The organism is Flavobacterium sp. GNP002 (assembly GCF_054343795.1).
Genome location: NZ_JBTGUW010000001.1, coordinates 1,368,340 through 1,386,681 on the forward strand (window position 1 = coordinate 1,368,340; position 18,342 = coordinate 1,386,681).

Sequence of the window (18,342 nt, forward strand, 5' to 3'; positions counted from 1 at the left end):
TTGATATTTAACTTTTAAGGTTATTTTTTATTTATTTTTAAATAAATTTAATATGTAAAAAACAGTATTTTAACATTTATTGATGAGACAAAGGTAGGGTCACTTATAGACATAAAAAATACCTATTAATAGGTATTTTTAGGGGGTTATATCAAACCTTCATTTATGATTTTAGCGACCAGATCAATGGGAGATCTGCAATTTGCCTTGATAAGTATATTCTTTCGGTGGGTGTTAACGGTGTGTAGACTTATGTTTAAAACGGCGGCTATAGTTTTGCTGCTTTTGCCTTCGACAATATGTTTTAAAATTTCTCTTTCTCGTTTGGTAAATAAATCATACGATTTGGTAAAAACTAGTGTGTCTTGTATGTTATAATAAGAGGGTTCGCCATCTATGCCAATTATAGAAAAACAAGGAATTCCTTCTTTTTTGATATGAGAAATATCGGTATGAATACCTAGGGTACGATAAAAGTTAGTTTCGTCGTAATCTATGGGTACAATTTGTTGCAAGATGCGTACATATTTATTGTTTTTTGCTTTTAACCGATAATCGTATTGCGCTTTGTATTTTTGTATTTTATCAAACGGTAAGGTTTTGAAAAATTCAATACTTTTTTGTTCAAAATTTAGAAAATAGATTTTGTCGTCAGGATGAATATTGTCTACCATTTTTATTGTAGTGTACTCCGCTTCGGGTTCATATTCCAAAATATCCCTTATTTCTTCACTGATAAAGTCAAATGTCCCCTGAAAAACATTAAAAATATAGTAATAATAGTTTCCCACCTGAAAAATATTAAGCAAACGCTTGTGCATTTCGAGTTGTAATTCTAATTCGGCGGTATATTCAGAATCTGTTTTTACAGCAACATCCCATATTTTTTTGGCAGTTAAATAAAAATTGGTAGTAGATTTTTTCATATTTTTTTAAATTTATGATGAATCTGGTTGTGAATTTCCTGTTAGAATTAGGGCTAAAACGTATTTGTAGGTTTTTGTTTAAAAACAAATATAAATAATTTTTTGTTGTAAAGTGCTTATAATCAGCATTAAGTTGTTAAAATAGTTTTTTGGAAATAGACTAGTCGTGGTTAGCCCTGATGTCCAATTGCTCTCGCAATTGCCTTTTGTTCTGGAGATCAGAACAAAAGATATAGTGGATAGCAGGAGTAATGGTTTTTGAGATTCCCAATAGTGGTGCTTCATAAAACAAAAAAAGCACCAGTTTTACAACTGATGCTTTCTTGAATGATTGAAAGAATATTATTTTTTCTTTCCTTTTGCAGGAGCTTTTGCTGCTTTTGCTGCTTCTTGAGCTGCTTTCATAGCCGCACGAGAAATCTTCACTTGACAAATAACTGTGTTGTCTGGGTGCATGATTTTGAAGTTTGGAGTAGGTACTTTAGTAACGTATAATTTGTTACCCATGTCAAGTGGTGTAATGTCAGCTTCAACGAAATCTGGAAGATTTTTAGGTAATGCTTTTACTTTTAATTTACGGTTGTTCAAACGTAAATCTCCACCTGCCATAACTCCTTTAGAGTTACCAACGATTTTTACAGGAACTTCCATAGTGATTTCTTTGTCATCAAAAATTTGAAAGAAGTCAATATGTAAAATCTTGTCAGACACTGGGTGAACCTGAATGTCTTGTAAAATAGCGTTAAATGATTTTCCTTTTCCAAGATCGATCTCAACTGTGTGAGCGTTTGGAGTGTAAACCAAGTTTTTGAAAGCCATAACTTCTGCTGAGAAATGAACTGCCTGATTTCCTCCGTATAATACGCAAGGAACCAATCCAGCATTACGTAGGGCTTTAGTTGCTACTTTACCCACGCTTTCTCTTTCTGATCCTTTAATTGTAATCGATTTCATTGTAAAAAAAATATAGTTATTAAATAATATTACTTGTTTGGCCTTTAGTTTTTGGCTATTGGCATGACTTTATAACTTTAGGACATTTGACTTTACGACTAATGTATTACATTATAAACTTTCCACTAATGGAATTGTTGTGGTGCACCATGTGCATAACTTCTGCAAAAAGTGGCGCACAACTCAACACTCTTATTTTGTTTGATTCTTTCTTCAACGGAATAGAATCGGTAACTATTAATTCGCTCAGTTTTGAGTTTTCTATTTTTTCGTATGCCTCACCAGATAAAATTGCGTGGGTACAAATAGCTCTTACACTCAAAGCTCCTTTTTCGATCATTAAATCGGCGGCTTTCGCCAAAGTGCCTCCGGTATCAATCATGTCATCTACAAGAATCACATTTCTACCTTTAACCTCACCAATTAATTCCATGGTGTCAATCACATTAGCAGCTTTTCTCTGTTTGTAGCAGATAACCACATCTGAATTTAAAAATTTAGAATAGGCGTAAGCTCTTTTAGAACCTCCCATATCAGGAGATGCAATAGTCAAATTGTCTAAACCTAAACTTTCTACATATGGTAAAAAGATAGTTGAAGCAAAAAGATGATCCACTGGTTTTTCAAAGAATCCTTGAATTTGATCAGCATGCAAATCCATTGTCATTACGCGAGTTGCTCCAGCGCTTTCTAATAATTTAGCTGTCAATTTTGCTCCTATCGGAACTCTAGGCTTGTCTTTTCTGTCTTGTCTCGCCCATCCAAAATAAGGAATTACTGCAGTTATATGTCTTGCCGAAGCACGTTTTGCAGCGTCAATCATTAATAACAATTCCATCAAATTATCTGCATTTGGAAAAGTCGAACAAACAATAAAAACGCGTAATCCTCTGATAGACTCTTCGTAAGAAGGTTGAAATTCACCATCGCTGTATTTAGACATGGTAACTTTTCCTAACGGAATTCCATATTGCTCTGCTATTTTTTCTGCAAGATAGACACTTTGTGAACAAGCAAAAATTTTAGCTTCTGGTTCTAGGTGTGACATTAATTTGTTGTTTTTATTCCGCTGCGCTCCATACAGTTCGGCTTTGTGATTTGTATAAAGCCTTATGTGTGTATTTGCCTCGGGTGTAGTTAGTTAGTGTGTTTCGTTTTACCGAGGTGCAAATTTATAAAATTTATTCAACTCTGAAAGAAAAAAATTAAGTATTTTTAGTAGAACATTTAATATTATTTTTTACATTTGCACCGTGTTAAAGGAATTGATGGTTGATTTAAACACAATCACATCTTTTATTGCGTTGAAATGACTGTCGTTATTTCATGTCTGCTAAGCCCGGATGGCGGAATTGGTAGACGCGCTGGTCTCAAACACCTGTGGGAAACCGTGCCGGTTCGACTCCGGCTCCGGGTACATTAACGGAAAAGCTGTCATTTTTGACGGCTTTTCTTTTTTTATAACCTTCCGAACCCTTGCAATTCCTAGTCAAAACCTCAACAACCTCATTCACTTTAGCGGTTCGACAATCATCATTTCCGAAAATCAACTTTTGCGTAAATATTGAACCCGCTACTATTCTTTTCTCTTCGTAATCGCCATTAGCAAACATAATATCCAAGTTTGAGAGTAGCTCTAGTCCTGAATCAACGTATGTTTTGATTGAATCCGTTTTCTTGCTAAGTATTTCGATTTCATTATTGACTTCATTAAGCTGTCCGTTGATACGTTCAATGATATTATTGAATCTTTCTTTAGTGATGTCCTTGCTTAAAAGTAAGTCTTCGCTATCTTCGATTTTGGATTTTAAAACCTTTTGAAGTTCAATTTTGTTTTGCAGTTGAATGGTTCTGTCTCCGTTTATTTGAGATTCAGAATCCTTTAAAACATCTGAGAATAAATCTTTAATATTTTCATTTATTTGTAAGTTGAAAAGAATGCTCCCTATTCTGTTATGAGCTTTATCGACTGAAACTCTAGTTTCACACTTATTTCTACAATGGTAGTAAGGATATTTCTTGCTTCTGCCCTTTGAGTGGCTACCTGTAATTTGGTGACCGCAAACCTCGCACGTTAGAAAATCACGTAATGGAAAGTCTAGGTTTTTGTGTGCTGGTTTTGTTCCGTGCCATCTTTTATCTTTGAAGATAGCTTGTACTTTGTTGAATGTATCCAAGTCTATCAACGCTTCATGTTTGCCTTTTACCTCCATTGCGGATTCCTTTTTGAATTCAGGTACTTTAATCTTACCTATATATACAACGTTTTTAAGCAATTCGCTAAAAGCACTTTTTTCAAGTTTCATTCCTTGTTGTTTGAGTTTCTTGCGAATCGTTTCAACTGATTCAATATTCATTGCGACCTCAACAAATGCTTTTTTGACAAAAAAAGAAAATTGGTTTGGCTTCAATGTTGATTTTTTGGATTCATCTCGAAAATTATCATATCCGTACGGTGCTTTTCCTGTAAAATAACCTTCCTTTTTAGCTTGGTATGTTCCGCTAATCGTTCTACTTGAAATTTTATCTCTTTCGACCTCTCCAGCTGTTAGATAAATTGAAAGTACCATTTTGTTGTCCGAATTGGACATGTCTAAATACTGCTCCGTAGCATTCAATTCAATCCCCATTGAATCGAACTCTCGCAAGACTGTTAAAGCTTGTTCTGTGTTACGTGAGAATCTATCCCACTTGACAAATAATACTTTATGAATTGCTTTCTTGTTAGCTTTTGCGTATGCTTTCAAGTTTGTCCATTCGGGTCTCTTGAAGTTTTTAGCTGAGTGGTCTTCTCTATATGACTTAACTAGATTGTATCCCATTCTTTCGCAATGGCTCATCAATGTTTGTTCTTGGTAGTCAAGACTAAATCCTTTTTGTGCTTGTTCGTCAGTGCTTACACGACTATAAATTATTACGTTTATGTTTTCCATTTTTTTTATTGTTAATTTGATTACGGCACACCTCTGCTAATTTGTAGAGTGTGTTTCTGATAATTTCTATTTCATTATCAGTATATTCTATTCCTTTTTTGTTTAATTTTTTTTTGCATTCAGTTATACTTAACACTTTGTTTCTCAGTCGTCATTTTCCAATTTTTTATTTTGACGGTGGAATTCTCTTTATTTTTGGTCACAGCAAGACCATGTCTAAATAAGTCTCATAAACTGATTTAGATAAACTGTACGTATAGAATCTCCATTTCGAGCGAAATGAGACCAATAGCGAAATAGACATAAATGCCTATTGAAAATTTTGTGTTTTGCTGAAACCACTTTTTGAAATACAAAGTGGGAATTGAAAGTTATCGTCTAAACAGTTTGAACTGTCCTCATGCGGTTCTGAGTAAATTGTTTAAAAAGAGCTGATTTAAGAATCATTTGTAGCTTTTTAAGCAACTTGTTACGAAGTTACGAATTTATTTCGAATAATGCAACTAAAATCTTTAATTATAAATGTGTGTAAATAGAAAAGCCACAGAATCCTGTGGCTTTATTATCAGTACTAAAAAAAATTATGGAATTGCAGTAAATGTACCATTCGTAATATTGAATATTTTCTCTACTATTTTAGTACCATTACAGTAACCTAATGGTAATCCATTGTCATTGGTTAAATTACTTATGCTAAATTCTCCTTTTAAAATCGTTCCGTCAAAACTTGTTATTTTTACTTTACCTGATGTTCCACTTTTGCTCCATAAATTTACTTCTTTATAGCAGAGAGCTGGGTCATTTAGCGGTAAATATGCAGCTATGTTATCTGTGTATAAATCGTAAGTTTTATTTGCAACTAATACATTATCAGTCGTTCTAATTCTCAAAACAAGTATTTCTAAAAAATCACAAGGAACTCCTTTTATTTTTGGGGATGTGACTATTTTAAACTCATTGACACTCGTAGTTGTAGTAGTACTTTTTTCCCAATACATTTCAGAAATTGCGGAATCATGCTCGTATTGTGCATTATTTAGTGTAAAGCTTAATGACGATTTTGAGGAATTGTTGGCATCGTCATTTGAATCATTTGAATCATTTGAATCACTTGAACACCCTATAAACATTGACATGGTTGATAAAACTACCGATGCAATTAATAGATTTTTTTTCATAAAATTTGATTTAATTTAGTGTTAAATTATTTGTTTTTTTGTAAAAAACATCATTTAAAAATAGAATCGTCTATTTTAAATTTTACTGACATTTATTTATTTCATCATCAACGTAATGATATAATTCATCAGCATAACTATCAGGTAAGTCGTTTTCTTCAATTACATTGCGAATTTTTTGCGGTACATATTCAAATCTACTATTCTCAACACGACTTAGTTCTCGTTGTTGATTAGTTTCATTATTGATGTTTTTGACCTTCGCATATCTTTCGCAATAATCTTGAACGATTTCTTTTTGCGCCCATGCTTTTAATTCTTCAATGTTTTGTGTTTTTGGATGGTCTTTATTATAATCATCATCAATACTGTTTTTGAATTTTGTTAATACAATTGCTACAAAAAGAAATATGGCAAACGACATAATTCCTATAATTTTCAAGGCTTGTTTCATTTTAATTTTTTTTAATTAGTTTAAAATCCTGACAAAAATATAAAAAAATCTATAATATAGTACACTATATTATAGAGTACCACAAAAAAGACAAAATATTGAGATTTGGTTTATGGAAAATTCAAGCCAAATAACCAATTTTGAAGAGCTAAAAGCTATTGCGGAACGGCTAAAGTTTTTGAGAAAAGCTAAAGGATACTCAAACTACGAACATATCGCATTCGAGTTAGGCATGAGCCGTTCCGCCTATTGGCGATTAGAAAGCGGAGCTAACTTTGAACTAAAAACGTTAATAAAAATTTGTAGGTTGCTAGACATTAGTTTAGAAGAATTCTTTCAAGGAATAGGCATTCCTAATTCAAAATAATTCCTTTTATAATAGTCTGTTCTTAATTTTTTTAGATAAAGTATTAATCTATCTATTGAATTTCAAATGATTTAGTATTAATTTTAACACAAATTTGCCAAACAATAATTAATACAGATTCGAATGACTATTGATGCGATATTGATAAACTTAGAATATGAAGATAAATTACTTTTTGCTACCGAAGTTCCAGAATGGAGTACTCAGCATGAAATGAAAAGTAACAATTCAACAAGTTGGGTAAGATATCCAAGTCCTAAAGCATGGGACTGGTTGAGATTGCCTTTAAATGAGGATTTTAATATTGTAGGCTTAAGCACACCCAATGGCTTTCGCACACCTGATGGAACTTTTTTAAAGAATGGACATGAAATTTTCGGAACATTTATAAGAAGTCATATTGTAACAAATGCGAAAAAATATAATGTATCATACAAAGAATCTAATGTTTACTTAATATTAGAGATGTTTCTTAAATAAGTTATTCATTGTTAAAAGTACTTAACTGTTCCTTATTATAATTTGAACGTATCAAAACCTCAACTGTATCAAAATATATCTATAATTGAATTGCAATGATACAATTAAATGTATCGAAAATAATCTTTGATTTATTTTGTCATGTCCCGAAATACCTGGACTTTTGGAATATGGAAAAAGCAATCATTATCAGCAGATGTTCAACTAACGAAAACCGTCAAGATGTAACCCGTCAGTCTCAGGAACTTATTTCTAATTATGGAAATCAGTATCAAATCGTCAAAGAGTTTACTTATTACAAATCAGGAACTAAAAATGATGAGGTAAATGCTGAGATTTTGGATTATGCTATTAAAAATGGTGTACAACATATAATCGCCATCGAAATTTCACGTATTTCACGTAAAATCTCATCATTCGCTCTTTTCTTGGAAAAATGCAATGAAAACAAAATCAATATTATTATTGATAATTTCAAGCTTCATACACTTCTACCATCGGGAGAAATTAACGGTATGGTTCAAACAATGCTTAGTATTGCATCAACTTTCGCAAGTTTAGAATTGTCGATGATTAAAGAACGTCTAAACTCTGGTCGTGATAAGTTTATTCGTGATGGTGGCGTACTTGGTCGCAAGATAGGTTCTGAGAAAGAACCCAAACAACTTATTGCTGAGCATTCGGATATTGTAAAGTTTTTAAAGCAAGGTCAATCAGTTCGCAATACCATGAAACTAACAGGAAAATCTAGTGGTACGGTTCAAAAAATAAAAAAATTAGTAGCCTAGATAGCTATAAAAACAAGAATCCTCACAATAATGTGAGGATTCTTATTTTGTAAAACACTTCACGCATCCCTTCGATGGAATGCTCATTTTTTAGTTCTAAAACACTGTTTATACAAATAGACGATAGAATAAATAACGGAGCAGCTCCTTACCAAAAAGAACAATAAGTACCGAAAAAATCTGAGAAAATATTTCTTTTGCCTATTCCAATACCTAGTATTTCAGTAAGTGGGTGCTGAAAAGGAGTTATAGGTAACGAGACCTAAAACATTTCGAATTATGCAGGGAGGGGTGGGTATTGCTACCCTAATTGCTCTATCCTTTTGCGTATTCCCTCAATCTCTTTTTCCAATTGCAATTTCTGTAACTGTTTTTGTAACTCTTGTTTTCGCTGAGGTTCATTCTCTACCTGTATTTGCATTTGTTTCAATCTAATTTTATCATCAGTTGTTATCGTTTCCATCTTTTAGATAATTTATTAAATACTCCTCATCAAAAAGAAAATGGAGTTCGTTATTTTTTTTCAAAAGATTGTATTCCTGTATTAAATGCCAATCATCTAAAATTGCATCCTCTTCATAAGTTCTAATACAGTAATTTACTAACATCCTACGAAGGATAGGATTGTATCTAAAATCGTTTATTTCTATCATGTTTAATTTAATTTTTTAATGTTATTATCTGACTACCGTCTTTCATTATGTAGTCCTTCCAACCATTTAGGTCATAAATCACACTTTCGTGATAACTAATTCTACTAAATCCAAGTTTAAAGCAATCGAGTAGTTTTTTCTTGTTTGAGCATTTAACGAAACAATGTAAGTGATTACGATTATTGCTTTTCTTTTGCTCCACTACATAATTAATCTCTAGTATATCATTCCCCATTTGCTGATAGGCAAACCTCATCACTATATCAATGTCAGCTACTGAATAATCAGCACATGGGTCAATGCTTAGTGCATAGTATTTATTCTTTCTAGTTCGTTGAGGTTTAAACTTTGGAACTAGCAAATGATGTACTTGCCATTCTCCATTTTTATTTTTGTAAAGTGTAGCTTCGCTACAAGTCTCTGTTAGTTTGCTAATTATTTTTCTAACATTTCTAGCACCCATTTCATATTTGATGCTAATTTCTTTTACTGTTAAGTATTCATTTTGTTGCATTTTGTTCTTGATTAAACGCATCATATCTATTAGTGAACTGCTTAAATTCCCTTTGTGATATGTTATTTTATAATAAATATGTCGGAAAGTTGGAAAAGTTCCCTCGGACATAAAATATTTATTCACAATCATAATTGATTGTAGTAATTTGTAAATAGTTTGGGTAAATGTTTTTTTAATTGGTCAGAACGACCATAGTATTTAAGGGGTTTTGTCCTTCGTCAACAATTTATAAGCGTGAGACAATTTCTTCAAATCTTCAATGAAAAGATTCGACAACTCAACTGTTACGGGTACAAAAACCGCTTCGAAAGAAGCGGTTTTTTTGGTTTTATGGGGGTTTCTATTTTTTATTTATTTTTATGACAACCATTTATACTCTGTATTTGCATAAAAAAAGTACATTCAAAAAGATGCAAGTGACAGAAGCTAGGTAAATATTGGAAGATATGCTCTTTTCGCAGCGATGCTTCTTGCTGTTTTGTTTACTTGGAATGATAAATTAGTAATTGGTGGTGTAGGTTTATTTACTTATGTCCAGAAATACAGGTTTTATTAGTCTTGGAGTTTTTGCCAAGTTTTTTCTTGATATTTTCTGGAAAAGAACTATTGATACTACTGCAATAATAGAGGTAATTTCAGTGTTTTTATTGTCGGTTTTGTTTAATGAATTTGTATCGGTATTATTTGGACAGAAACATTACTTTACACGGTTTACGCCAATGGAAAAGGCGGATATGAAATACCATTCCGCATCTGTATGGGATTGTCATTTATGTTTACCATGCTTATAATGATTGCAGTGAGTTTTGCTGGAACAAAAGTGAATCCAAAAGCTTTTGAATTAGATTCTGAAATGTTTAAAGTAAAACCACAAACAACAGTATTAATCGTGATTACATTATTGATTATTTTTGCTTTGTACGCTAAGTTCTGGTAGTATTATAACGACTAATTTCAGTATACAAGAATAACATCATTGCCGTTTAGTTAAGCTCAGTTGGGAATCCCAAAGAACTTAACTAAACGGCATTTGATTTTATATACATTTGTAGTAAGTAGCAATAGCATTTATAAAAGAATCTCTGAATCATTTAAAGTAAAGTAAAGCTCGGTGATACAATTTAAATAGCAGAAGAAGCGCGTATTAATCTTCTGATTTTGGATGTTTATGTGATCGGTAGCTTTGTTTCGTGAGTTTCTAACAAGGTGATTGAAACAATATTATTTGTTGTTTTTTAGCCAATACTAGACATAAAAAAAACTTCCGTTAATTTCGGAAGCTTTTTTTTGTATTTTGATAGGTGTTTTATTAGTCTCTGATAACCAATGCATCTTGTTTCCAAGTTTTTACAGAAGCAATTCTGCTATTAGAATAGTCTACTTCGTTTAAATTTTTACCATTCCAAAAAAGCCATTTTCCAGTTTTTTCTCCATTTTCATAATTAGCAACAGATATTCTGTTACCATTAGTATCATATGAAGTCCAAACTCCGTCTAGTTTTCCGTTTTTGAAGAAACCTTCTTGTTGTACTTTTCCATTTTCAAAGTAGTAAGTTGTTTTTACTAATTCACCTACAGCTTCTAATTTTGGATCATTCTCTTGAGCAAATGCTATTCCTGTGAAGATTAATGCAGTTAAGATTATATATTTTTTCATGGCGTTTGGGTTTTTAAATTCATATTAGCTTAACAAATATATAAAACATTTTACAATAAAAAAACTTTAAGTTAACAATTTAGTAACATTGGAGTAAAATTTAACATTGGGAATAAAATTTTCAGTAAAAATCTAACACTAAAAAATGGTATTTCTCAATTCATTATTCATAATTAGTCCTAAATTTGCACTCGAGCCTAAAGGGCAAAACAATCTAAAATTAGAATAATGTATAGAAGTCATAACTGTGGCGAGTTGAACGCCTCACATATTAATACAGAAGTTACACTTGCGGGATGGGTTCAAAAGTCGCGTGATAAGGGATTTATGAACTGGGTTGATTTACGCGATCGTTATGGGATTACGCAATTGATTTTCGACGAAGGCCGTTCAGAAAAATCAGTTTTTGAATTGGCTAAAACTCTTGGTCGTGAATTTGTGATTCAGGTAAAAGGAACTGTTATTGAGCGTGAAGCCAAAAATATAAATATATCAACTGGTGAGATTGAAATTTTAGTTACTCAACTTACTATTCTTAACGCATCTCTTACGCCTCCTTTTACAATTGAAGATGAAACGGATGGTGGAGAAGACATCAGAATGAAATACCGTTACCTGGACATTCGAAGAAATCCGGTGAAAAACAGTTTGATGTTTCGTCATAAAGTAGCGATGGAAGTTCGTAAATACCTTTCAGATTTAGACTTTTGTGAAGTAGAAACTCCGTATTTGATTAAATCTACTCCCGAAGGAGCCAGAGATTTTGTTGTACCTTCTCGAATGAATGAAGGGCAGTTTTATGCATTACCACAATCACCACAAACTTTCAAGCAATTGTTGATGGTGGGCGGAATGGATAAATATTTCCAAATCGTGAAATGTTTCCGTGATGAAGATTTACGTGCAGACAGACAACCGGAATTTACACAAATCGATTGCGAAATGGCTTTTGTGGAGCAAGAAGATATTTTGAATGTTTTTGAAGGATTGACAAGACATCTATTAAAAGAAATAAAAGGTATTGAAGTAGAAAAATTTCCAAGAATTACCTATGAATATGCCATGAAAACCTACGGAAATGACAAACCGGACATCCGTTTCGGAATGGAGTTTGGGGAATTAAACGAAGTAACACAACACAAAGAATTTCCAGTTTTTAATGCTGCGGAATTAGTGGTGGGAATTGCAGTTCCTGGAGCTGGAAATTATACTCGTAAGGAAATAGATGGATTAATTGACTGGGTGAAGCGTCCTCAAGTAGGTGCATCAGGAATGGTGTATGTAAAATGTAATGAAGATGGAACTTATAAATCATCGGTAGATAAATTCTACGACCAAGACGATTTAGCCCAATGGGCAAAAATTACCGGTGCAAAAGCAGGAGACATGATTTTTGTGCTTTCTGGTCCAGCCGATAAAACTCGTGGACAATTAAGTGCATTGCGCATGGAATTAGCAACACGATTAGGGTTGAGGAACCCAGCTGAATTTGCGCCGCTTTGGGTAGTTGATTTTCCATTATTGGAATTCGATGAAGAAAGTGGTCGTTACCATGCTATGCACCATCCTTTTACTTCTCCTAAGCCTGAAGATATGCACTTATTGGAAACTAACCCAGGAAAAGTTCGTGCTAATGCGTATGATATGGTTTTGAATGGAAATGAAATTGGAGGCGGGTCGATTCGTATTCACGATAAAGCGACACAACAATTGATGTTTAAATATTTAGGTTTCACCGAAGAAGAAGCGAAGGCTCAATTCGGATTCTTAATGGATGCTTTCCAGTTTGGTGCGCCACCACATGGAGGTTTGGCTTTTGGATTGGATAGATTAGTGGCAATTCTTGGTGGTCAGGAAACAATTCGTGACTTTATTGCTTTTCCAAAAAATAATTCTGGAAGAGATGTCATGATTGATGCTCCGTCCTCTATTGATGATTCACAATTAAAAGAGTTGCATATAAAATTGGCGTAGTTGTACATTGTCGTTTAAATTTGTTAGAAAACGTTGAATATCAATATTTTTACAAAATAAAAAGAGAAGAATGTCTTTCGTATTATATTAAATATTACATTTGCTCCATTATAAATTATTATTACTATTACAATGCGTACAGGTACAGTTAAATTTTTCAATGAATCTAAAGGTTACGGATTCATTACAGACGAAGAAACAGGAAAAGACATTTTTGTTCATGCATCAGGAATCAACGCGGAAGAATTACGCGAAGGTGACAGAGTTAGCTATGAAGAAGAAGAAGGAAGAAAAGGAAAAGTTGCTGCGAAAGTAGCAGTGATCTAAGCATAAAAAAATAATTTTTTTTGCCTACGAATGTTTAAAAAACGTTCCGATTTGTTTCGGAACGTTTTTTTTTATTCAAAATTTTCCTCATTTTCGGAATAAATGAACCTTCTTTTTAGGATTGTTAAATTTATTAAACGTTAAACACATCTTAAGATAAAAATCTTTTCTTATTTATAATTAATAAAAATTGTAAATTTACAACGTTGTAGTTGCGATGTATTTTTGAGTTTTTATTGTTATTTAATAATTTGAAAGTTATCTTTGTGGCTTATTTTTATTCAAAAAAACTGATAATATGCAATCCGATCAATTAAATTACATACCAATTTTAATGCAGTTTATCCTAGCTGTAGGATTTGTTGTAGGAACTATATTAGTTTCAGGAAAATTAGGCCCTAAAAGATCTTCTGTAATCAAAGATAAGAACTTTGAATGTGGGATTGAATCCGTGGGGAATGCGAGAATTCCATTTTCGGTAAAATATTTCCTTGTTGCTATCTTGTTTGTTTTGTTTGACGTTGAGGTGATCTTCTTGTATCCATGGGCAATTAACTTCAAGGAGTTGGGAATGGAAGGAATGGTAAAGATGATAATTTTTATGATGTTGCTTTTGGTGGGTTTTTTCTACATCATCAAAAAGAAAGCGTTAGAGTGGGAATAAAGATTAATTAGGAATTAGAAATAACGAATTGTAAAGATTTCAATTTCTAAAGTATTTTAAAAGAATGTTTTTAAAGTTTAAATTATGAACTCATAATTCATAATTCATATTTCATAATTTTACAAAGATGAGTGATTCAAATATAAATATGGTTGCCCCTCCAGAAGGTGTTGTTGGTGAAGGTTTCTTCGCTACAAAACTGAATGATGTTGTGGGATTGGCTCGTGCAAATTCATTGTGGCCTTTGCCTTTTGCAACATCTTGTTGTGGAATTGAATTTATGGCAACAATGGCTTCGCATTATGATTTGGCACGATTTGGTTCTGAGCGAGTGAGTTTTTCTCCTCGTCAAGCGGATATGCTAATGGTAATGGGGACAATTTCAAAAAAAATGGCACCAATTTTACGTCAGGTTTATGAGCAAATGTCTGAGCCTCGTTGGGTTATCGCTGTTGGAGCTTGTGCTTGTTCAGGTGGAATTTTTGATACCTATTCTGTTTTGCAAGGGATTGATAAAGTAATTCCGGTTGATGTTTATGTTCCGGGTTGTCCGCCAAGACCAGAACAAATTGTGGATGGAGTTATGAAATTGCAAGAGTTGGTTAAAACGGAATCGGTAAGAAGAAGAAGTTCTCCAGAATACCAAGAATTATTAGCTTCTTATAACATCAAATAAATAATGGCGCTAGAAACGATACAAATCCAAGAAAAATTAGTTGAAACATTTGATTCAGCTGTTTTTGAATTCAATCAGGAAAGAGATATATTTTCATTTGAAGTCGCTGCCGATAAAATTACGGCGGTGATTCTTTTTTTGAAAAATGACCCAATATTACGTTTTCATTTTTTAACTGATTTGTGTGGGATTCACTATCCTGACAATGATGTTGATCATCAATTTGCAGTGGTGTACCATTTACACAATTGGTATGAAAACAAAAGAATTAAAATTAAGGCATTTATCAACGGTGAAAACCCAGAAATAAAAACGATATCAAACATTTTCTTAAGTTCTAACTGGATGGAAAGAGAAACGTATGATTTTTATGGGATAAACTTCATTGGTCATCCACAATTGAAACGTATTTTGAATATGGATGAAATGATTTCTTTTCCAATGCGAAAAGAATTTCCAATGGAAGATAGCGGAAGAACAGATAAAGATGACCGTTTCTTTGGAAGAACAACCGATAATTATTAAAAATACTCACTATTATAATTTTTCACATTAAATAAATGTCAGAACTATTATTACCACCAGAGCATCGCTATGCTAAAAGAATTGCAGCCCAACTAAATGAAGACGGAAGCGAGCTTTCGATTCTGAATTTAGGGCCAACTCACCCAGCTACACATGGTATTTTTCAAAATATCCTGTTGATGGATGGAGAAAGAATTCTAGAAGCGGAACCAACCATTGGTTACATTCACAGAGCTTTCGAGAAAATCGCTGAAAATCGTCCTTTTTACCAAATCACTCCTCTTACTGATAGAATGAACTATTGTTCATCTCCTATAAACAATATGGGATGGTGGATGACATTAGAAAAATTATTGGATATTGAAGTTCCTAAAAGAGCGCAATATTTAAGAGTTATTGTAATGGAATTGGCAAGAATCACGGATCATATCATCTGTAATTCAATCCTTGGGGTGGATACCGGAGCGTATACCGGATTTTTATATGTGTTCCAATTTAGAGAAAAAGTTTACGAAATCTACGAAGAAATTTGTGGAGCTCGTTTAACAACTAATATGGGAAGAATTGGTGGTTTCGAAAGAGATTGGTCGCCAGAAGCTTTTAGAAAATTAGATGTGTTTTTAGAAGAATTTCCGGCAGCTTGGAAAGAATTTGAAAATTTATTTGAAAGAAATAGAATTTTTATTGATAGAACTGTAAATGTTGGAGCAATAACTGCTGAACAAGCTATGGCTTATGGGTTTACGGGTCCAAATTTACGTGCTGCAGGTGTTGATTATGATGTTCGTGTAGCGCAACCATATTCTTCTTACGAAGATTTTGATTTTATTATTCCTGTTGGAAAATCTGGAGATACTTACGATCGTTTTTGTGTTCGTAATGCCGAAGTTTGGGAGAGTTTGAGTATCATTCGTCAAGCTTTAGCAAAAATGCCGGAAGGAAATGACTTTCATGCTGATGTTCCGGATTATTACCTTCCTCCAAAAGAAGATGTATACACAAGTATGGAATCGTTGATTTACCATTTCAAAATTGTTATGGGTGAAGTTCCTGTTCCAGTTGCCGAAATATATCATCCTGTTGAAGGTGGAAACGGAGAATTAGGTTTCTATTTGGTAACTGACGGAAGTCGTACTCCTTATAGATTGCATTTCCGCAGACCTTGTTTTATTTACTATCAAGCGTATCCAGAAATGATTAAAGGTTCATTACTATCGGATGCAATTGTTATTTTGTCAAGTTTAAATGTTATTGCCGGAGAATTAGACGCTTAATAAAATTATAAATGATGAATTATGAATTTTGAATGAAAGTCAAAAACATTTGAAAATTAGAATTCAAAATTTGAAATAATAAAAAATGGAACGTACGTATCACAAACAAGAAATAAATATGACCGAAGCATTGATGTCCCGCATCAATGAATTAATCAGTCATTATCCTGAAGACAAAAGAAAATCGGCATTATTGCCTGTTTTGCATGAAGTTCAAGATGCTCACGAGAATTGGTTGAGTATTGAATTAATGGATAAAGTAGCCGAAATCCTTTTGATTAAACCAATTGAAGTTTACGAAGTAGTTTCGTTTTATACAATGTACAACCAAAGACCAATTGGAAAATACATGTTCGAATTTTGTCAAACTTCTCCTTGTTGTTTGAATGGAGTGGAGGATTTAATGGATTATACCTGTGAAAAATTAGGTGTAAAAGTGGGAGAACCTACTCCAGACGGTCTGTTTGAAGTGAGAGGAGTTGAATGTTTAGGAGCTTGTGGTTACGCTCCAATGATGCAATTAGGCGATTTTTACAAAGAACATTTGACGGCAGCAAAAATTGACCAGTTAATTGAAGATTGCAAAAACGATACAATAATATTACACGATAAATAATATGTCACAAAAAATATTATTAGACAAAATAAATATTCCAGGAATTAAAACTTACGAAGTGTACCGTCAAAACGGGGGTTATGCTTCAGTAGAAAAAGCCCTAAAAACATTAACACCAGATGAAGTTGTTGAAGAAGTGAAAACTTCAGGATTGCGTGGTCGTGGTGGAGCAGGATTTCCAGCAGGAATGAAATGGAGTTTTATTGATAAAAAATCAGGAAAACCAAGACATTTAGTTTGTAATGCCGATGAATCAGAACCCGGAACTTTCAAAGACCGTTATTTGATGGAATTTATTCCTCATTTATTGATTGAGGGAATGATTACTTCCAGTTATGCATTGGGTGCAAACCTATCCTACATCTACATTCGTGGAGAATACATGTGGGTGTATAAAATATTAGAAAAAGCTATTAACGAAGCAAAAGCTGCTGGATTTTTGGGTAAAAATATATTAGGTTCAGGATACGATTTAGAACTTTATGTTCATTGTGGTGCCGGAGCTTACATTTGTGGTGAAGAAACTGCATTAATCGAATCATTGGAAGGTAAAAGAGGAAATCCTCGTATCAAGCCACCATTTCCCGCAATTTCAGGACTTTGGGCAAATCCAACGGTTGTAAATAATGTAGAAACAATTGCCGCTGTGCCTTGGATTATCAATAATACAGGTGCGGAATATGCTAAAATTGGTATCGGACGTTCTACAGGAACCAAATTAATTTCGGCTTCAGGACATATCAAAAATCCTGGTGTTTACGAAATTGAATTGGGTTTAAGTGTTTACGAATTCATGAATTCAGATGAATATTTAGGCGGAATGAGTTCTGACAGACCTTTGAAAGCATTTGTACCAGGAGGAAGTTCTGTTCCCGTTTTACCTGCTCATTTAATTTATAAAACCGCAAACGGTGAAGATCGTTTGATGTCATATGAATCGTTAAGTGACGGTGGATTTGCAACTGGTTCTATGTTAGGATCAGGTGGATTTATTGTTTACAATGACACATCTTGTATTGTTCGTAATACTTGGAATTTCTCTCGTTTTTATCACCATGAAAGCTGTGGACAATGTTCTCCTTGTCGTGAAGGTACAGGATGGATGGAAAAAGTATTGCACCGAATCGAAAACGGTCATGGTCGTGAAGAAGATATCGATTTGCTATTGAGTATTCAAAGCAAAATTGAAGGAAATACTATTTGTCCTTTAGGTGACGCGGCAGCTTGGCCAGTGGCAGCAGCAATTCGTCACTTTAGAGAGGAGTTTGAATACCATATTCGTTTCCCGGAAAAAATAAAAAATAGAGATCATTTTGTTGCTGAACCTTTTGAAAAAGTGAAGCATTTAGTTTCTAAAGTAATCGTATAAAGTCAAGAAT

At 33.2% G+C, this 18,342-nt stretch carries 21 protein-coding genes and 1 tRNA gene; 13 read left to right on the plus strand and 9 right to left on the minus strand.

Annotated elements, in window-relative coordinates:
• Nucleotides 1-146 precede the first annotated feature (146 nt).
• The 3 genes from ACXX80_RS06100 to ACXX80_RS06110 all read right to left on the minus strand — a co-directional run bounded on the left by ACXX80_RS06100 (nucleotide 147) and on the right by ACXX80_RS06110 (nucleotide 2,928).
• Nucleotides 147-926, minus strand: a complete 780-nt coding sequence (locus ACXX80_RS06100) for a LuxR C-terminal-related transcriptional regulator (protein WP_458552434.1) — start codon at nucleotides 924-926, stop codon at nucleotides 147-149.
• Between the two features lie 342 nt (nucleotides 927-1,268).
• Nucleotides 1,269-1,880: a 50S ribosomal protein L25/general stress protein Ctc gene (locus ACXX80_RS06105; RefSeq protein ID WP_282713338.1), complete on the minus strand. Its 612-nt coding sequence runs from the start codon at nucleotides 1,878-1,880 to the stop codon at nucleotides 1,269-1,271.
• Nucleotides 1,881-1,986: 106 nt separating this feature from the next.
• Complete coding sequence (locus ACXX80_RS06110; protein WP_099713818.1) at nucleotides 1,987-2,928, minus strand: ribose-phosphate pyrophosphokinase; 942 nt, start codon at nucleotides 2,926-2,928, stop codon at nucleotides 1,987-1,989.
• Nucleotides 2,929-3,217: 289 nt separating this feature from the next.
• Here ACXX80_RS06110 and ACXX80_RS06115 point away from each other — a divergent pair.
• A tRNA-Leu gene (locus ACXX80_RS06115) sits at nucleotides 3,218-3,297 on the plus strand.
• Here ACXX80_RS06115 and ACXX80_RS06120 read toward each other — a convergent pair.
• From ACXX80_RS06120 to ACXX80_RS06130, 3 genes are all read right to left on the minus strand, one after another.
• Nucleotides 3,251-4,813, minus strand: a complete 1,563-nt coding sequence (locus tag ACXX80_RS06120; RefSeq protein WP_458554082.1) for a recombinase family protein — start codon at nucleotides 4,811-4,813, stop codon at nucleotides 3,251-3,253. The two genes, ACXX80_RS06115 and ACXX80_RS06120, sit on opposite strands and share 47 nt — an antisense overlap.
• 581 nt (nucleotides 4,814-5,394) lie before the next feature.
• Nucleotides 5,395-5,991 carry a hypothetical protein gene (locus tag ACXX80_RS06125; RefSeq protein WP_458552435.1) on the minus strand — a complete coding sequence of 199 codons (597 nt, stop codon included), beginning with the start codon at nucleotides 5,989-5,991 and terminating at the stop codon, nucleotides 5,395-5,397.
• Nucleotides 5,992-6,073: 82 nt separating this feature from the next.
• Nucleotides 6,074-6,445, minus strand: coding sequence for a hypothetical protein (locus ACXX80_RS06130; protein WP_458552436.1), 372 nt, complete (start codon nucleotides 6,443-6,445; stop codon nucleotides 6,074-6,076).
• A 112-nt stretch (nucleotides 6,446-6,557) separates the two neighbouring features.
• Here ACXX80_RS06130 and ACXX80_RS06135 point away from each other — a divergent pair, with 112 nt between their 5' ends.
• From ACXX80_RS06135 to ACXX80_RS06145, 3 genes are all read left to right on the plus strand, one after another.
• Nucleotides 6,558-6,812: a helix-turn-helix domain-containing protein gene (locus tag ACXX80_RS06135; protein ID WP_282743970.1), complete on the plus strand. Its 255-nt coding sequence runs from the start codon at nucleotides 6,558-6,560 to the stop codon at nucleotides 6,810-6,812.
• A gap of 123 nt (nucleotides 6,813-6,935) precedes the next feature.
• Nucleotides 6,936-7,292 carry a hypothetical protein gene (locus ACXX80_RS06140; RefSeq protein WP_416834963.1) on the plus strand — a complete coding sequence of 119 codons (357 nt, stop codon included), beginning with the start codon at nucleotides 6,936-6,938 and terminating at the stop codon, nucleotides 7,290-7,292.
• Nucleotides 7,293-7,462: 170 nt separating this feature from the next.
• Nucleotides 7,463-8,080 carry a recombinase family protein gene (locus ACXX80_RS06145; protein WP_458552437.1) on the plus strand — a complete coding sequence of 206 codons (618 nt, stop codon included), beginning with the start codon at nucleotides 7,463-7,465 and terminating at the stop codon, nucleotides 8,078-8,080.
• A 301-nt stretch (nucleotides 8,081-8,381) separates the two neighbouring features.
• On the opposite strand, the gene ACXX80_RS06150 is transcribed toward ACXX80_RS06145, so the two are convergent.
• Entirely contained in the window at nucleotides 8,382-8,543 is a 162-nt protein-coding gene (locus ACXX80_RS06150; RefSeq protein ID WP_282743974.1) for a hypothetical protein, read from the minus strand.
• Nucleotides 8,544-8,740: 197 nt separating this feature from the next.
• Nucleotides 8,741-9,247 carry a hypothetical protein gene (locus tag ACXX80_RS06155; RefSeq protein ID WP_458552438.1) on the minus strand — a complete coding sequence of 169 codons (507 nt, stop codon included), beginning with the start codon at nucleotides 9,245-9,247 and terminating at the stop codon, nucleotides 8,741-8,743.
• A 760-nt stretch (nucleotides 9,248-10,007) separates the two neighbouring features.
• Between ACXX80_RS06155 and ACXX80_RS06160 the strand changes: the two genes are divergently transcribed.
• On the plus strand, nucleotides 10,008-10,187 hold the full coding sequence (locus ACXX80_RS06160; RefSeq protein WP_458552439.1) for a hypothetical protein: 180 nt from the start codon (nucleotides 10,008-10,010) through the stop codon (nucleotides 10,185-10,187).
• Nucleotides 10,188-10,559: 372 nt separating this feature from the next.
• On the opposite strand, the gene ACXX80_RS06165 is transcribed toward ACXX80_RS06160, so the two are convergent.
• Nucleotides 10,560-10,907, minus strand: coding sequence for a toxin-antitoxin system YwqK family antitoxin (locus ACXX80_RS06165; protein WP_417992410.1), 348 nt, complete (start codon nucleotides 10,905-10,907; stop codon nucleotides 10,560-10,562).
• Between the two features lie 228 nt (nucleotides 10,908-11,135).
• Between ACXX80_RS06165 and aspS the strand changes: the two genes are divergently transcribed.
• The 8 genes from aspS to nuoF all read left to right on the plus strand — a co-directional run bounded on the left by aspS (nucleotide 11,136) and on the right by nuoF (nucleotide 18,332).
• Nucleotides 11,136-12,881, plus strand: a complete 1,746-nt coding sequence (gene aspS, locus ACXX80_RS06170) for an aspartate--tRNA ligase (protein ID WP_458552440.1) — start codon at nucleotides 11,136-11,138, stop codon at nucleotides 12,879-12,881.
• Between the two features lie 132 nt (nucleotides 12,882-13,013).
• On the plus strand, nucleotides 13,014-13,208 hold the full coding sequence (locus tag ACXX80_RS06175; protein WP_007137066.1) for a cold-shock protein: 195 nt from the start codon (nucleotides 13,014-13,016) through the stop codon (nucleotides 13,206-13,208).
• 298 nt (nucleotides 13,209-13,506) lie between these two features.
• Entirely contained in the window at nucleotides 13,507-13,872 is a 366-nt protein-coding gene (locus ACXX80_RS06180; protein ID WP_458552441.1) for an NADH-quinone oxidoreductase subunit A, read from the plus strand.
• A 127-nt stretch (nucleotides 13,873-13,999) separates the two neighbouring features.
• Nucleotides 14,000-14,548 (plus strand): NADH-quinone oxidoreductase subunit B, encoded by a 549-nt coding sequence (locus ACXX80_RS06185; RefSeq protein ID WP_131991280.1) that lies wholly within the window; start codon nucleotides 14,000-14,002, stop codon nucleotides 14,546-14,548.
• Between the two features lie 3 nt (nucleotides 14,549-14,551).
• Complete coding sequence (locus ACXX80_RS06190; RefSeq protein WP_315211025.1) at nucleotides 14,552-15,073, plus strand: NADH-quinone oxidoreductase subunit C; 522 nt, start codon at nucleotides 14,552-14,554, stop codon at nucleotides 15,071-15,073.
• Nucleotides 15,074-15,108: 35 nt separating this feature from the next.
• On the plus strand, nucleotides 15,109-16,347 hold the full coding sequence (locus ACXX80_RS06195) for an NADH-quinone oxidoreductase subunit D (RefSeq protein WP_315211023.1): 1,239 nt from the start codon (nucleotides 15,109-15,111) through the stop codon (nucleotides 16,345-16,347).
• Between the two features lie 85 nt (nucleotides 16,348-16,432).
• Complete coding sequence (locus ACXX80_RS06200; protein WP_458552442.1) at nucleotides 16,433-16,963, plus strand: complex I 24 kDa subunit family protein; 531 nt, start codon at nucleotides 16,433-16,435, stop codon at nucleotides 16,961-16,963.
• A 1-nt stretch (nucleotide 16,964) separates the two neighbouring features.
• Nucleotides 16,965-18,332: an NADH-quinone oxidoreductase subunit NuoF gene (gene nuoF / locus ACXX80_RS06205; protein ID WP_315211022.1), complete on the plus strand. Its 1,368-nt coding sequence runs from the start codon at nucleotides 16,965-16,967 to the stop codon at nucleotides 18,330-18,332.
• Nucleotides 18,333-18,342 lie beyond the last annotated feature (10 nt).